We start from the raw sequence: 16,384 nt of genomic DNA, 5'->3' as shown, positions 1-16,384 counted from the left end.
AGTTTTCTCACATCCTGTGTAGGACTTGTCTTACCCCGGATCGGACATTGGCCCTATACAGCCGTCATCGGTCACAATCCTCGGTCATGAGCAGCGTACATATCCTTGCAATCGCCGGCACCTTCATGGGCGGCGTGGCCGCCCTGGCGCGGGAACTGGGTCATACGGTCAGCGGCAGCGACCAGGCCATCTATCCGCCGATGTCGACCCAGCTCGAACAGCTGGGCATCACCCTGGACCAGGGTTACCGCGCCGACAGCGTGCCGGCCGGCACCAACGAGGTGGTGATCGGCAACGCGCTCTCGCGCGGCAACCCGGCCGTGGAGGCCGTGCTCGACGCCGGCCAGCGCTACATCTCCGGCGCCCAGTGGCTGTCCGAACAGGTGCTGCCGGGCCGCGACACCCTGGCCGTGGCCGGTACCCACGGCAAGACCACCACCACCACCATCCTCACCTGGCTGCTGGAAAGCGCCGGTCGTTCACCCGGTTTCCTGATCGGCGGCGTCGCCGAGGATTTCGGCGTCTCGGCCCGCTTGGGCCAGGGCCGCGAGTTCGTGGTCGAGGCCGACGAGTACGACACCGCCTTCTTCGACAAGCGCAGCAAGTTCGTGCACTACCGGCCGCTGGTGGCCATCCTCAACAACCTTGAATACGACCACGCCGATATCTTCCCCGACGTGGCCGCGATCCAGCGCCAGTTCCACCATCTGGTGCGCACGGTGCCGGCGCGTGGCCGACTGATCGTCAACGGCGAGGATCAGCATCTGGCCGAAGTGCTGGCGATGGGCTGCTGGACGCCGGTCGAACGCTTCGGATTCGATCCGTCGCTGGAATGGCATGCCGAGCTGCTGGCCGCCGATGGCAGCGCCTTCCGCGTGCATCACCGCGGGCAGGCAATGGGCGACGTGCAGTGGTCGTTGCTGGGCCGCCACAACGTGCTCAACGGCCTGGCTGCGTTGGCTGCCGCGCATGCGGTGGGCGTGGCACCGGCCGACGTGATTCCTGCGTTGTCACGCTTCCGCAGCGTCAAGCGCCGCATGGAAGTGATCGGCCAGCATGACGGCATCACCATTTACGACGATTTCGCCCATCACCCGACCGCGATCGCCACCACACTGGAAGGCCTGCGTGCCAAGGTGGGTGATGCGCGCATCGTGGTCGCGATGGAGCCGCGCAGCAATTCGATGCGGCTGGGCGCACATGCGCAGGCGCTGGCACCGTCGCTGGCGCTGGCCGATGAAGTGGTGTTCCTGCATCGTCCGGAACTGGCCTGGGATGCCGCTGCGGTGATCGCTGCGGTGCGTGGCGAAGCGCACGCCGTGCCCGATACCGACGCGCTGCTGGCGCAATTGCAGGCCAGCGCGCGCAGTGGTGACCACGTGGTGTTCATGTCCAATGGTGGCTTCGACGGTGCACCGCGCCGTTTCCTGGCCGCGCTGCAGGCCCGATGAGCGTCGACGGTTCGCTGCCGCTGTTTCCGCTGCACACCACGCTGGTGCCGGGTGCGGCGGTAGGCCTGCGCGTGTTCGAGCGCCGCTATCTGGACCTGGTCCGCGACAGCGGCCGCAGTGGTGAGGGGTTTGGTGTCTGTCTGATCCTCGATGGCGAGGAAGTCGGCGCACCAGCAACGCCGGCCGCCTATGGCGTGCAGGTACGCATCGAAGACTTCGATGTCGGCGCCGACGGCGTGCTGCAGTTGCGCCTGCGTGGCACCCGCCGCTTCCATGTCGAGCGCACCCGCGTGCGCGACAACGGCCTGGTGGTGGCCGACGTGCGTTGGTGTGATGAAGACCCGGACGATGAGCTACGGCCGCAGCATGCGCTGCTGGCCACGGTGCTGGGTCACATCATCGAACAGGCCGGCGAGGCCTATGCGCCGGCCAACCCGGCGTTGCTGGACCAGGCCAGCTGGGTCGGCTGGCGGCTGGCCGAACTGCTGCCGCTGAGCGAGCAGCAGCGCCTGCAGCTGCTGCAGATGGATGACCCGCACCAGCGGTTGCAGCAGTTGCTGGGCTGGATGCCGTAGCCGATAACCGCCAACCAAGGTTGGCCACTACCAGAGCGCAGCGGAACCGGGAAACGCCAACCTGGGTTGGCGACAGCCAGAGCGCGCCGGAACCGGGAAACGCCAACCAAGGTTGGCGACTACCAGAGCACGGCGGAACCGGGAAACGCCAACCAAGGTTGGCGACTACCAGAGCGCAGCGGAACCGGGAAACGCCAGGGTTGGCGACGGACAGAGCGCGCCGGAACCAGTAGTTGCCAACCTTGGTTGGCAGCCTTCACCCGAAGCGCCAACCAAGGTTGGCGACTACCAGAGAAGCACCGGCTCGATCACGGCATGGTCTTCAACCGCAACACCGGCAGCCCGGTTTCGCTGTGCACATCCTCCCGCTGCGGCAGGTCCTGCACGGCGTCCTTCACCGCGTTCAACGCCGGGTCGACACCCCGCAGCGGGTGCCACATGCCGATCCATTCGAAGTGGCGCTCGTAACGCAGGGTCTGTGCACTGCCCAGCCACAGCGGCGTGTTGCCCGGCTGCAGCTGCGCGGGTGCCGGCCACAAGCGCAGCACATAGCGCTCATCCGGCTTCGCGCCCTGGCGCACCATCAGCAAGGCTTCCACGCGGGTGTCCAGCGTTGCCGGCAATACCGGCAGCTCATCGGCGCCGGTGTTCTTGTCCAGCATCAGCAGCGCCTGCTGCCAGCCGGCCTGCTCCTGCCGCTTCCAGCCGCGGGCTTCCAGCTGCGCCTGCAGCGGCGCCAGCGGGCCCGCCACCTGCACGTCCAGCGGCCAGCGCTGGTCGTCGTCGAACTCGTTGCGGCGCGCCGGCAGCGTGGCCCAGTCGTGCTGCCACCAGGCCTGCGCATCCATCGCCTGCGGTGCCGGCAGGGTCGGCTCGAAACGCTCCAGCTTCACCGGAATGTGGCGCGGCGCGTACCACATCGCCGCCACGGCGAATACGCCGTAGAACAGCCAGGCCACCGGCTTCACCCAGAACGAGCGGTTGAAGCGGCGGCGGTAGGCGATGCCCAGCACCAGCAGCCAGAACGTGCCGAACAGCATGCCGCCGATCACATCGCTCAGCCAATGCGCGCCCAGGTACAGGCGCGAGAAGCCGATCAGGCTGACCACGATGCCCGACACCAGGTACGGCCAGACGCGGGTGCGGCCGGGCATCTCGCGGGCGATCAGCACCGCGAAGAAGCCGAAGGTGATGGTGGCCATGGTCACCGACACCGACGGGAAGCCGAAGCCGCTGCTGGCATCGATCGGGCGCACCACATCCACGGTGGCGCCCAGCAGCATGGTCAGCGCCAGGCCGAAGGCGAGGGCGGCCAGCCAGTGCGCGGCCGCCATCCAGCGCCGGCGCCAGATCAGGTAGCCCATCGCCGCAGCGGTGGCCGGCAGCAGTACCTGCCACGCCCCCAGCGAAGCCAGCGCGGCCATCGGGTAGTCGGCCAGCGGGTTGCGCAGTGCCAGCATGGCCTGGTGCACCAGCAGATCGATTGCCAGCGGCTCCCCATGCGCAACTACCACGGTCAGCAGCGCGAACCAGCCCCAGCCCAGCACCAGCAGCATCAGTGCCAGCATCGCCAGCGGCACCGACTCGCGGCGCTTCGGGTCCAGCACGCCAACGGTGTAGCGGCCCAGCGTCGGATGACGGTTGGACCAGTCCAGCAGGCGCGCCAGCCAGTTGTCCATGCGCGCGGCCGACCAGCGGTAGCCGTACAGCACGATGGCCCAGACCAGGCTGAGGATCACCGCCAGCAGGCCGACCACCACCACCAGACGCCCGGCCACCGCCGCGACTGCGTCGTAGGCTTCGCCGAGGATCCAGCCTGGCGCCAGGAACAGCACCGCCCAGGAAATGCTGGCGATGCCGCTGGCCTGCACGTAACGGCTGGCTGGCATCTTCATCATGCCGGCAATGGCGGGCACGAACGGGCGGATCGCGCCGACGTAGCGTGCGATCAGGATGCTCTTGAACGCATTGCGGCGGAACAGGTTCTCACCCCGGTCGAGCAGCTGCGGGTAGCGGCTGAACGGCCAGACGCCGCGCAGTCGGTCACCCCAACGGCGGCCGATCCAGTAGCTGATGCCGTCGCCGGCAAAGGCGCCCAGGGCTGCAGCCGCAACCGCGTACGGCCCGGAGATCTGGCCCAGGCCGATGAACACGCCCACCGCGAACAGCAACGGCAGCGCCGGCACGATGGCGCCAAGAATGATGACCGCATCGCAGAAGGCGATGAGGAAGATAACGGCACCCGCCAACACGGGGTGAGCGGCAATCCACGCGAGCGTGGCGTCGATCCATGAAGAGTCCATTGCCCGATTATAGGGGCGTGAAGGTGACTGGTTCCCAGCCGCTTCGTGACCGTTTGCAACCGGCGCCATCGCCTAGAATGGGCTCATGCCGCATACGCCAGACGCTCCACCGCATGCTTTGAAGGCCGACAGCTTCGGCCAGATCCTTCTTGTGAAAGGGCCCGATGGCCCCTTCGTGCGCCGTGATCTGGGCGCCACGCCGCTGTGGCTGCGGCTGCCGGCCTGGTGGCTGGCCCGCCGGGAAGCACGCGCGCTGCGCCACATCCACGGCATGGCCGATGTGCCGCAGCTGCTGGCGTGGGATGGCCGTCATCTCGATCGCAGTTTCATGGCCGGCGACGCCATGTACCAGCGTCCACCACGCGGTGACCTGGCCTGGTTCCGCTCGGCGCGTCGGCTGCTGCAGCAGCTGCACCGCAATGGCGTGGCCCACAACGACCTGGCCAAGGAAGCCAACTGGCTGGTCACCGAAGACGGTCGTCCGGCGCTGATCGACTTCCAGCTGGCGGTGATCGGCAACCCGCGCTCGCGCTGGATGCGGCTGCTGGCCCGCGAGGACCTGCGCCACCTGCTCAAGCACAAGCGCATGTACTGCCGTGAATCGCTCACCCCGGTGGAGAAGCGCGTGCTCAAGCGCACCTCGTGGGTGCGCGAACTGTGGTTCGCTACCGGCAAGCCGGTCTATCGCTTCGTGACCCGCCGCATCCTGCATTGGGAAGACAACGAAGGGCAGGGGCCGAAGCCGTGAGCAGTGCGTCCGTCGTGAGCAGGCCGCCAACTGCCTGCAGTGTGCTGCGTGCGCAATTGCCCGGTGCCGACTTCGTGCACGCCTGCCAGGCGACGACTCGTCGCGATGGGCGCTCGGCCCTGCAGGCCTACCGCGATATGGCCGCGACCATTCCCGGCTGGTTCGATGGGCTGATGGCGCTGCGCAACCACGGCATGCGCCTGCTCGGCATGAAGCACCTGGGCTCGTTGCGGGCGGTGCAGGTTGTTGCGGATCCTCAACCCGGCCAGCGGCTGGGCATCTTCACCCTGCAGTCGCTGGACGACGATGCCATCGTGCTGGAAGACGACGACCGCCACCTGCGCGTGCAGCTGGCGCTGCAGTGGCAGGGCGACGTGCTGGAAGTGGCGACCGTGGTGCATACGCACAACGCGTTCGGGCGCGTGTACATGCTGCCGGTTGCGCCCGTGCATCGGCTGATCGTGCCGCATCTGTTGAAAAAGAAGGTGCAGTTGTACCGGTAGATCCACGCCATGCGTGGGTGCTGTTCGCAATTCAATGATTGCGCACAGACGCCAGATAATTGGCGCTGAAAACATCTTTCATCTGCTCGTGGTACTCACCTAGAATCGAGAGCGAGAGAGTCGCATGGAAGCGTCGTCGCGCCGCCCTGGCGCGGGTTCGCATGCGGACGCGAGGGGAATGCTGTGAGTCGATTTTCTACTTGGCAGTACCGCGCAGTTGCGGTACTGGTGCTGTGTGTGGGTGCGGGAACGGTCTCGGCGGTCCAGCCGTATCAGGAGTATCGCAAGCTCATCGAGTCCGCACAGAATCTGACCGCGCTGAAGGACGATCTCTTTGGTGAGAGTGTCAGCCTCTACAACGGCAAGACCGAATTTGCCGTGACCGATGTCAGCCTGCCCGGCAACAACGCACTGCCTGTGCAGATGCGGCGTCGCTTCAGCGTCGAGATGGATCTGGTGGGGGCTGGAAGCTTCAACGCCAACATCGAGGGAGTCGGCGGTTGGGAGGTGGACGTTCCCTACATTGTGGCGATGCTGCCGGGAGCCAACTCATGGGCCAATGATCGCTGCAGTGTAAATATGGTTCCGCGCGGTCCCATTACCTTCCGTCTCAACGAAGTCTGGCAAGGAAACGTCGTGCACGTGCCTGAGGGCGGCGATCGGACGATGCTGGGAATCTGGCAGAACCAGCCAGTGCCGAGTGATGGCATTGCCAGGAAATGGACCACGTCGCAACGGGACGCGATCGATTGCATACCGATGAAGTCAGGTCTGGCTGGTGAAGGATACCGGGTCAAGACCACTGCAGGGGTGAGCTATTTCTTCGATACTGCGTTCAGTCGTTACGGCGGGACGCTGGTGAAATCCGGCGGTCTGGGTGACCGCAGCCAGATCGCACGCATGCGGATGTATCTGATGGCAAGCCGCGTGGAGGATCGTTCCGGTAACTGGGTGCAGTACCAGTACAACGGCAATGGGCATCCTGTACGTATCTGGTCCAGCGATGGGCGCGAGATATCACTTTCCTATAATGGCTCGCTGTTGGCCTCTGTGACGGCAGCGGGGCGCACGTGGACTTATGCCTATGGGCAGGTTGAAGGGCAGAACCGCCTCAATCATGTCGCGCTGCCGGATGGAAGTGCATGGCGCTACTCGTATTCGAGTGCGTTGAAGGCGTTCGATGATATCGCATGGGATGGCAACAGCCGACCCGATTGCCTCGAACAGCCGCCGCCGCGCGATGGCCGGCTGATCATGACCATCCAGCATCCATCTGGTGCGACAGGGGAGTTCAGCTTCTCCAATGGGCGCCAGTACCGAAGCGGTCTGCACGCAAGCGAGTGTGTCCGGCGAATCTCCAACTCGCAGTACTACTACGAAGTCGCTATGCCCTACTTCTTCGATGTTGTCTCGCTTTACTCGAAGAAGATCTGGGGGCCAGGGCTGTCGAAAGCCCTCCAGTGGCAATATGGCTATGGGGATGGATTCGAGGCGCTCTGGGGCGGGGCCGGAGGGCCGGCAATCTATCCGTGCACGAACTGCAAGCAGGAAAAGCAGGTTTCTGTAGTTAATCCTGACGGAACCCGCACGCTCTATCGCTATGGCTCGCAGTACGCCCTCAATGAGGGCCGCCTGCTGGGCAGCAGCGTAGTTGATGCGACCGGAAAAACGCTCAGAACATCGACATCGGTTTACATGTCGAGCGATGAAGCCAAGAGTCAACCGTTTGTTCCGCTGTATGGAATCATCTACAGCGGTGACGAGCCCAGTACAGCCCAGGTGCGTCCAGTGGTGGCCGAAGCCATTCAGCAGGACGGCGTCAACTATCAGACCAGCATATTGTCCTTCGACGACCTGGCTCGCCCGTTGCGTGTCAACAGTTCCAGTCCTTTGGGAAACAGGACCGACGCGACCCAGTACGCGGACGACCGCAACAGGTGGATACTGGGGGCGACGGCGAAGATCACCAACGAAAACACTGGCGTGGTGGTTGAACAAACGGCGTTTGATGGTCTGATGCGGCCGGCCGAAGTGCGCTCCTATGGGGCTCTGAAGCAGATACTGACCTACAACGCGGACGGAACTATTGCCACGGTTGCTGATGGTCGCGGCAACCGCACCACGCTTTCCGGCTGGAAGCGCGGCACGCCACAGCAGATCCAGTTTGCCGACGGCGCTACGCAGTCGGCGGTGGTGGACGATAACGGCTGGGTCGCCAGCATCACCGATGAAAATGGTGCGGCTACCCAGTACAGCTACGATGCAATGGGGCGCGTCGCAGCCATTGATTGGCCAGCAGGTGATAGCGTTGCCTGGGCGCGTACGACGCAGCAGTTTGCTCCCATCAATGGTGATGAGTACGGTATTGCGGCAGGTCACTGGAGACAGGTCGTTGCGACCGGGAATTCCCGCCGCAGTGTCTTCTTCGATGCCTTCTGGCGACCGCTGCTGACGGAGGAATATGACGATTCCGCCCGTAGCACCACCCAGCGCTATCAGCGGTTCGCCTATGACGAAGCGGGAAGGCAGGTGTTCGCTTCGCACGTTGGTGGATCCGCGTCACTGAGCACGGGTACCTGGACGGGCTACGATGCACTGGGGCGGCAAACCTCGGTTTCGGTCGACGGTGAGACAGGGATTCTGACCTCCCTGACCAGCTATCTGAACGGTGGTGGTTTGAAGGTGGTTGACCCGAAGGGCAACGCCACGGTGACCACATTCCAGGCCTTCGGTGCACCCTCGACAGAGGCGCCGGTATCGATCACCCACCCTGCGGGCACCTTTACCGAGATCGGGCGCGACATCTTCGGCAAGCCGCGCTCGATCGCGCGCCGCAGCCAGGACAGCAGCACCAAGATTGTCCGTAGCTACGTGTATGACGGTAATCAGCAGCTTTGCAAGAGCATAGAGCCGGAAACCGGTGCGACCGTCATGGGTTATGACGCAGCAGGCAATCTCGCGTGGAGTGCGGCAGGCCTGGATCTACCCAGTGCCACTGCTTGCGATTCCGGGGCGGCGAGCGTGGCGGCGCGTAAGGTCGTGCGTGGGTATGATGCTCGCAATCGGCTGTCGACGTTGGGTTTCCCTGACAAGAATGGCAACCAGAGCTGGATCTATACCAAGGACGGAAGGCCCGCGACCGTGACCACCGTCAACGATGGTGGGGCCACTCAGTCGATCAACACCTTTACGTATAACAAGCGTGGTCTGTTGACGGCGGAAACATCCAGTGACAGCACGCTTGGCATACAGGCGCTCGGGTATGCCTACGACACCAATGGTGCCTTGTCCGCACTTACCTATCCGAGCGGTCGCTTCGTTGACTATGCGCCCAACGCATTTGGCCAGCCCACCAAGGCGGGTAGCTTTGCATCCAGCGTCACCTACTATCCCAATGGCGGCATGAAGCAGTTCACCTATGGCAATGGCATCGTCCACACGATGGCTCAGAACCAGCGGCAGCTGCCCACCCGCGTCACCGACAGCAAGGGAGCCCTCGATAGCACATACGAGTACGACGCGAACGGCAATGTCGCTCGTATTGTCGACAATCTGGACGCCAAGCGGACCCGGACCATGGCATACGATGGCCTGGACCGATTGATCCAGGCTACGTCGCCGTCGTTCGGGGGCGACGGCGTCTATCGCTACACCTACGATGCTGTGGATAATCTGCGCTCGGCCAAGTTGGCTGGCGTCAAGGACCATGTCTACTGGTATGACGCCAAGAATCGATTGACCAATGTACAGAATAGTGGTGGTGCAACCACACTTGGCCTGAGCTACGACGTGCAAGGCAATCTGTCCAATCGCAGCGGCGTAGCCTACAGCTTCGACTTCGGAAATCGTCTGCGAACAGTGGCCAGTGCCGAGCGATATCGCTACGACGCTCACGGTCGACGCATTCTATCCACGGGGACTGGCGAAAACTCGAACATCCGTTCGTTGTATGGCAATGATGGCGTGTTGCGTCGCCAGGAGAATGCCAGGGAAGGCCGCAACACCGAGTACATTCACCTCAACGGCAGCTTGATTGCTCAGGCTATCCAGATTGTGGCGCCGACTACACCGGTGCTGACCGCACCCGTCTTCAGCAGCAATGGTGCCTATGCATTGCAATGGACGGCGGTATCCTATGCTACGCGCTATGAGCTGCGTGAACAGAGCGGTTCGGGGGCTTGGGCTACTGCCTACACCGGTGCTGACCGCAGTTGGAATGTATCGGCGAAGGCAGAGGGGACCTTTGGCTACGCCGTTAGGGCCTGTCAGCAGAACAGTTGCAGCGGTTGGTCTGCTACGGCCAGCGTGGTGGTGCAGCGTGCTCCCACGGGAAAGGCCGTGGCCTCGGTGCCGGCAACCGCCTTCAACGGGAGCTATGTGGTGAGTTGGACGGAGGTGGCTGGCGCCGCCACCTATCGCTTGCAGGAGCGTGTCGGTTCGGGGGCTTGGCAGAGTGTGCAGGAAAGCGCTGTACGTAGCCGTGCAGTTTCAGGTAAGACGGCCGGCAGTTATGGTTACCGCATCTATGGCTGCAATCCGGCTGGATGCGGTCCTGAATCAGCCATCGCTTCGACCACGGTGATCTATCCACCCGCTGCGGCTACATCAATCACTGTTCCGGCACAAAGCCTCAATGGCAGCTACACGATTTCATGGGGCAGCGTTGCAGGCGCAGCCCGCTATTCGCTTGAGGAGAACGTCAATGGCGGCGCATGGAAAGCCGTGGCTTCGGTCAGCAGTACAAGCCAGGGGTTCAGTGGCAAGGGGACCGGAAACTATGGATATCGGGTTCGCGCGGGCAACGATGCTGGCTGGGGCGTCTACTCGGCTTCTGCTGTCGTTTCTGTAATCCGACCGCCGGCCTCTCCCGTGATCAGCGCGCCAGCAGCGACGGCATCAGGTACTGCCGTGGTGAGTTGGAGTGCTGTTTCCATGGCAATCAACTACATGCTTGAAGAGCGTATCAACAGTGGCGCTTGGTCACTGGTCCAGAACGATGGATCGACACAGTCGAATCGCAGCGGTCTTGGCTATGGGGTTTACGGCTACAGGGTCAAGGCCTGCAATGTCTCGGGTTGCAGCGGGTACTCTGCGGTTGCCAGCATCAACTCCACACCGCCGCCAGCGACCCCGAAGATTACCCACTCGCTGCAGACCACGTGGCGACTCAAGCGTCTGCGACAACAGCGTTGTGAGGTTACATGGACCGCCAGCGCGGGCGCAGCCAGCTATCAGTTGCAAGTGCCTGGCGGTATGAAGCAGTACGACGGTCCCGCGACCGAAGTGTCGTCCAACGTCTCCTCATCGGCCTATTGCGCGCCTTCGCATGTCGTGCGGGCCTGCAACGCGAGTGGATGTTCTGCGTGGTCTGACCCGCCGTACGCACAGCCCATCTACGACCTGGGCGATCTGGATGAAGACGGCGGCGGGGTGCCGCGGTGATGAGGCGCAATGGAATGAAGTTATTTGCTTCGTGTTTTATGTGGCTTGGCCTGATCCTGAGCGGACAAGTCGCTGCGCAGGAAATCATCCAGTACGTGCATACCGATGCGCTGGGCTCCCCGGTTGCCATTTCCGACGCGAGCGGCGCGATCATCGAGCGCACTGTGTACGAGCCCTATGGTGCGGTCGTAGGTGACGCGAAGGGAGACCTGCCGGGGTTCACAGGGCATGTGTCGGACTCGGCGACGGGGCTGACGTACATGCAGCAGCGGTACTATGATCCGTTGATCGGGATATTCCTATCGACAGATCCGGTCGACGTGGGCTTGAACAACGGGGCGCTGTTTAACCGATACATGTATTCGGCGTTGAATCCCTATACTTTCTTTGATCCAGATGGTCGCTGTACTGGGTCTAGAATCACGAATAGCGATGGTACATGTAAGAGTACAGGTGGGAATACGACGGCCACTGGGCCTACATCATCTGAATCGCCGATTCCGAGGGCGCCATCCTCAGGTTCATCTCCGGGCTTAGTATCTGGAGGAGAATCAAATTCCAGCTGGCAGGAGATGAAATCGCGTCTTGGCTTGTCGGGAGATCTGACAAAGAATGGAAACATCTTTGATATCGGCGCCCTCTTTCATGATGTCGCGATACCTGCAATGTACTCGCGAGGTGGTGGAGGGCTGGCTTCTGCTCCTGTTGCAATTCCAATGCTTGCTCGATTCAACTTTGCGGTACGAACAGGGCATGTATTTAGAAGCGCCACGGGACATGTAAACCCCGGCACACTTGCTTCACAGATGAGATTTGTTGGCCTTTTTCAGCGTGTTAGCGCAAACCCAGCGAACCTAAGGGTGGATGCCGTTGCCGCGCGGCTAATGACGCAAGATGCAGCCTCGGCTGGCGTCAGTACGTACACTCAGACGATGAGAGGAGGGGCGCAGGTTTGGGTTCATGTGCGGAACGGTGAGATAGTCAATGCAGGCGTTAATGTCGCCGGAAAGGTGAGATGATGATTGATTCTGATGAATTGGCTGATGTGGCTAAAACTATTGCTTGGTATAAGAGCAATTTCTTCGAAGGTTGTGAAGAGGACTTTGTTGCAGACTTTATGGTTTTTTGTTGGCAGGCGGTTGATCCCGGTCGCGTCGCTTTCCTGGATTTGGATGACGAAACTGTAGATGCATGCGCCAACATGCTCTCTGAGTTGAAGCTCTTTGTTGATGAGAAACGCGGGAAATGGGGGGTTTCTGCTTTCTGGAGGCGCTACATCGATTGGGCGGATTACGCCATAGATTTTCCGCTTGATGAGTGCAGGCGATTCATGCGAGAGACTGTTGGTTATCTTGAGCCCTCATTTTTCGTATTTACGGCCACCGGTGGTGCCGAGATGAGGTCCGAGGCAATGGCGATTTTTGCCGAGTACTCACAGTCCGGCAAGGCGCGGGCTACCTATGTTAGATCGGTAATTGAAAGCCGGTTGGCGACTGAATCATTCTATCGACGATCCCTTTGATTCTCTCCGTCGCGAAATATGAGGTACTGCCGCTCTGGTCGTCGTTCGGCTTTTGGTCAGGGGAAAGCCAATATCCACGGTCCGCTCGGTCGATGTCGCCGGGCATGGCCCGGCGACCACAGCATCGCGACGCTCAACGCCTTACGGCGTTGCCGGCACCACCTGCTGGCCGATGAAGTTGCGCTTGGCATCGAAGTCATAGGCGATCTGCAACTGCCCCACATCCGGGCAGGCGTGGCAGTCGCGCAGCGGCGTGCGGTACAGCAGGCGGATGCCGCCGTTGTCCAATGGCGAAGCGCCGGCCGACTGTGCCGGCGCGAACGGCGTGGCCTGCGGGTTGGCCTTCAGCAGTTCCTGCACAGCGGGGTCGGCACGCAGGGTGTCGTCCAACTGCACGGCATCCACATCGATGCGCTTGCCGCTGGCATCGACCAGGCGGGTGCCTTCGTTGGTGTTGGCGCGGAACGGATACTCGACCGTGGCAATGCCCAGGCCTTCGTTCTCGTGCCAGGCCGTCACATAGGCCAGCTCACCGCCGGTGGACAACTGCTCGGCGGCAGCAATGGCATCGGCGCTGGCGCCACCGGCGCGCATCGCATCGCGCAGGCACTCGCGGGTGGCCGCATTTTCGCCCTGGCGGCAGGCGTTGAGGTCGCCATCCCACACCACGGCCTCGCTCCAGCGCAGCTTGCCGTCGGCGGCGGCCTTCTCTGCGCTGGGCGTGTCACCGGCAGGTGGCTCCTTGCCCGGTTCCGGCGAACGGCCCTGGCAGGCGGTCAGCAGGGCAAGCCCCAGGGCAGGCAGCAACAGGCGGGAACGGCGCATGGCGTGGACCTCGTGCGTTGACTGGAGGCCCGAGTATCGTCAAGGCCGGGTGAACTCCGCGTCGGCGCGGCATACTAGCGGCTCATTGCATACGCTGGAGTGTGGAACGTGGGCAGTCTGCAGGGCAAAACGCTTTTCATCACCGGTGCCTCGCGCGGCATCGGCCTGGCCATCGCACTGCGCGCTGCGCGCGACGGCGCCAATGTGGCCATTGCGGCCAAGTCGTCGGTGCCGAACCCGAAGCTGCCGGGCACCATCCATACCGCGGCCGAAGCGGTAACGGCGGCTGGCGGCCAGGGCCTGGCCCTGAAGTGCGACATCCGCGAGGAAGAGCAGGTGCAGGCGGCGGTGGCGGCCACGGTCGATACCTTCGGTGGCATCGACATCCTGATCAACAACGCCAGCGCGATCTGGTTGCGCGGCACGCTGGATACGCCGATGAAGCGCTTCGACCTGATGCAGCAGGTCAATTCGCGTGGCAGCTTCCTGTGCGCGCAGGCCTGCCTGCCGTACCTGCTGCAGGCGCCGAACCCGCACATCCTCACCCTGGCGCCGCCGCCGAGCCTGGAGCCGAAGTGGTGGGCACCGCACACCGGCTACACGCTGGCGAAGATGGGCATGAGCTTCGTCACCCTGGGCCTGGCCGCCGAATTCGGTCCGCAGGGCGTGGCGGTGAATGCGCTGTGGCCGCGCACGGTGATCGCCACCGATGCGATCAACATGATTCCGGGCGTGGATGCGGCTGGCTGCCGCACGCCGCAGATCATGGCCGATGCCGCACATGCGGTGCTGGTGCGTGAAGCGGCCGGCTTCCACGGCCAGTTCCTGATCGACGATGAAGTGCTGGCACAGGCCGGTATCACCGATCTTTCCGGATACGCGGTGGATCCGTCGCGGCCGTTGCTGCCGGATCTGTTCCTGGATTGACCGCGCGTCGCCGGAAGAAGCCGAGGGCTGCGACCCTCGGCCTGCTGCGCTAGAATGCGTGGCTGTAATCGTTTTCAACAAGGATGTGAGCACATGTCACGCACTCTTTCCGTCGCGGCGCTGGCCGCTTCGCTGTCGTTGATCCTGGCCGCCTGCGGTGGCAAGGCACCCGTAGCTGCGGGCGGCGCCGCTGCCTCCGGCACGCCGGACGCCAGCACGGCCCCGTCCGATACACAGCAGCAGTTGACCGCCAAGCTCAACGCCTACATCGGCTGCTTCAACGCGCTGGATTCGAAAACCCACGGCAGCATCCAGTCCTACACGCGCTGGATCAAGGATGTCGACGCTGGCCCGACCGGACGCGAGACGCACGTGTACGGCCCGTTCGAGATCAGCGACTACGACATGAAGCAGTGCGACGCTCCGGTGACCGAGGCGATTGCTGCCAAGCCGGCGCTGGCCGAACTCGATGCGGCTGCAGGTCACTACCAGCAGGCGCTGAAGGCGCTGGTGCCGGTCAGCAAGGGCGCGCATGACTACTACGATCGCCAGGACTACGAAGACGACCAGTTCGCCAAGGGCAAGCAGCTGCACGCGCCCTTGATGGCCGCCTTCAAGGATTTCGTGGCTGCCAGCGAAATGTTCAATGCCGAGCTGGAGCGCCAGAACGACGCTGCCCAGCGCGAGCAGCTCAAGGCGCTGGAACAGGCCGAGGGGCGCACGCGCGAGTACTACCGTCTGGCGATGATGCTGGAAGCCAAGGCCATCATGGATCTGATGAGCGAGGATGATTTCGATCAGGCCAAGGCCCGCGAACGCCTGGATGCCTTCAACCGCATTTCCGATGAAGCGCACGCCAAGGTTGCCGACCAGGAGCCGGGCAAGTCGGACTGGGAAGGCTTCGAACGTGGGGCCGAGAATTTCCGGCGCGAAGGCAAGGAGCGGCTGCAGCGCGTCAGCGAGAAAAAGCCTTACACCGATTTCGAACGACGCATGCTTGATTCGCCGTCGATGGCGCCGCGTGGCTCTGCCAGCAAGCTCATGCAGGAATACAACACGCTCGTTTTCCAGAGCAACCGCCAGTGACCGGCGCGCCAGCACCCATGCGAGAGACCATGACGACTTCCTGTCTGCGTATCGCGCCGCTGCTGCTGATCGGCGCTGTGGCTGGCCTGAGCGGCTGCAACAAACCGGCAGGGTTGTCGCTGGCCGACCCCAGCCTGGAGAAGGTGAACGCCTACATCGAGTGCTACAACGGCGTTGAACAACCCATTCACGAGGGTTTCCAGACCTACACCAGCTGGATGAAGGACCCTGAAGCCGGCCCGACCGGCAAGGAAGCGCAACCGCGTTCGCCCGGGAAGGTGCTGTCGCACCGCGTCGAGTACTGCGGCCAGCCACTGACCGACGCGCTGGCGAAGACCCCGGCCTTGCCGATGGATGGCCCCGCGCGTGACTATCAGCAGGCCTTCCAGGCATTGAACACCCTGGTCGAGCGCGCCGATGGATACTTCACCCGCGAGGATTATCGTCGTGATGGCGGTGAAGGGATGCGCAGCCAGCATGCCCCGCTGATGCAGGCCTATGCTGATTTCTTCAAGGCCAGCGAAGCGATGGATGTGGCGCTGGAAAAGAACGAGAACGATCGCCGTGCCGCGCAGCTGAAGCAGATCGAGGAGAGCGAAGGGCGCTCGCTGGCCTACTATCACCTTCGCCTGCTGGGCGACGGCAAGCTACTGGCCACGGCGTTCCAGGACGACGCACCGGACGTTGCGGCGCTGCGCGTGCAGCTGGCTGACTATCAGGCACTGGTGACGGAAATCCAGAACGGCGGTGTCGGCAAGGACGACCCGATGTGGGGCCACGTGCAGCGTTCGGCGGACAAGCTGGTGCGTACTGCGGGACGTGGCGTCGAGCGCCTGGAGCAGCACAAGCCGATCACCGCCGAAGCACTGGCGGCAGAGCGGAAGGCGTCGGGCAGTTGGCTCACCACCGACCCGGAAGGGGCGCAGTCAACGATCCTCGCCGCATACAACGATCTGGTGACCACCAGCAACCGCATGCGGTGAGCAACGGCACACGCATCCA

At 63.1% G+C, this 16,384-nt stretch carries 12 protein-coding genes; 10 read left to right on the top strand and 2 right to left on the bottom strand.

Annotated elements, in window-relative coordinates:
• The first annotated feature begins 86 nt into the window (after positions 1-86).
• Together mpl and ACZK3W_RS18110 are read left to right on the top strand one after the other, a co-directional pair.
• On the top strand, positions 87-1,451 hold the full coding sequence (gene mpl / locus ACZK3W_RS18115) for a UDP-N-acetylmuramate:L-alanyl-gamma-D-glutamyl-meso-diaminopimelate ligase (RefSeq protein ID WP_180838357.1): 1,365 nt from the start codon (positions 87-89) through the stop codon (positions 1,449-1,451).
• Positions 1,448-2,026, top strand: coding sequence for an LON peptidase substrate-binding domain-containing protein (locus tag ACZK3W_RS18110; protein WP_032128383.1), 579 nt, complete (start codon positions 1,448-1,450; stop codon positions 2,024-2,026). The genes mpl and ACZK3W_RS18110 overlap by 4 nt, the downstream gene beginning before the upstream one ends.
• Before the next feature lie 308 nt (positions 2,027-2,334).
• On the opposite strand, the gene ACZK3W_RS18105 is transcribed toward ACZK3W_RS18110, so the two are convergent.
• Complete coding sequence (locus tag ACZK3W_RS18105) at positions 2,335-4,329, bottom strand: bifunctional DedA family/phosphatase PAP2 family protein (protein ID WP_180838356.1); 1,995 nt, start codon at positions 4,327-4,329, stop codon at positions 2,335-2,337.
• Positions 4,330-4,414: 85 nt separating this feature from the next.
• Between ACZK3W_RS18105 and ACZK3W_RS18100 the strand changes: the two genes are divergently transcribed.
• The 5 genes from ACZK3W_RS18100 (at position 4,415) to ACZK3W_RS18080 (ending at position 12,544) form a co-directional block, all read left to right on the top strand.
• Positions 4,415-5,077 (top strand): serine/threonine-protein kinase, encoded by a 663-nt coding sequence (locus ACZK3W_RS18100; protein ID WP_049400706.1) that lies wholly within the window; start codon positions 4,415-4,417, stop codon positions 5,075-5,077.
• A 14-nt stretch (positions 5,078-5,091) separates the two neighbouring features.
• Positions 5,092-5,580, top strand: coding sequence for a DUF2867 domain-containing protein (locus ACZK3W_RS18095; RefSeq protein ID WP_428993073.1), 489 nt, complete (start codon positions 5,092-5,094; stop codon positions 5,578-5,580).
• A gap of 183 nt (positions 5,581-5,763) precedes the next feature.
• Entirely contained in the window at positions 5,764-11,022 is a 5,259-nt protein-coding gene (locus ACZK3W_RS18090) for an RHS repeat protein (protein ID WP_478450148.1), read from the top strand.
• Between the two features lie 14 nt (positions 11,023-11,036).
• On the top strand, positions 11,037-12,041 hold the full coding sequence (locus tag ACZK3W_RS18085; protein ID WP_478450147.1) for an RHS repeat domain-containing protein: 1,005 nt from the start codon (positions 11,037-11,039) through the stop codon (positions 12,039-12,041).
• Complete coding sequence (locus tag ACZK3W_RS18080) at positions 12,041-12,544, top strand: hypothetical protein (RefSeq protein ID WP_478450146.1); 504 nt, start codon at positions 12,041-12,043, stop codon at positions 12,542-12,544. The genes ACZK3W_RS18085 and ACZK3W_RS18080 overlap by 1 nt, the downstream gene beginning before the upstream one ends.
• Positions 12,545-12,685: 141 nt before the next feature.
• On the opposite strand, the gene ACZK3W_RS18075 is transcribed toward ACZK3W_RS18080, so the two are convergent.
• Positions 12,686-13,369: a hypothetical protein gene (locus ACZK3W_RS18075; protein WP_478450145.1), complete on the bottom strand. Its 684-nt coding sequence runs from the start codon at positions 13,367-13,369 to the stop codon at positions 12,686-12,688.
• 108 nt (positions 13,370-13,477) lie between these two features.
• Between ACZK3W_RS18075 and ACZK3W_RS18070 the strand changes: the two genes are divergently transcribed.
• The 3 genes from ACZK3W_RS18070 to ACZK3W_RS18060 all read left to right on the top strand — a co-directional run bounded on the left by ACZK3W_RS18070 (position 13,478) and on the right by ACZK3W_RS18060 (position 16,365).
• Entirely contained in the window at positions 13,478-14,296 is an 819-nt protein-coding gene (locus tag ACZK3W_RS18070; protein WP_071228178.1) for an SDR family oxidoreductase, read from the top strand.
• 93 nt (positions 14,297-14,389) lie between these two features.
• A complete protein-coding gene (locus tag ACZK3W_RS18065; RefSeq protein ID WP_478450144.1) occupies positions 14,390-15,382 on the top strand; it encodes a YiiG family protein in 993 nt (330 codons plus the stop codon).
• Positions 15,383-15,399: 17 nt separating this feature from the next.
• A complete protein-coding gene (locus ACZK3W_RS18060; protein WP_071228198.1) occupies positions 15,400-16,365 on the top strand; it encodes a YiiG family protein in 966 nt (321 codons plus the stop codon).
• Positions 16,366-16,384: the final 19 nt, after the last annotated feature.

It is taken from the genome of Stenotrophomonas sp. 80084_Sma (genome assembly GCF_056481995.1).
Note: the sequence above shows the minus strand (reverse complement) of the source record. Positions and strands in the feature narration are given on the sequence as shown.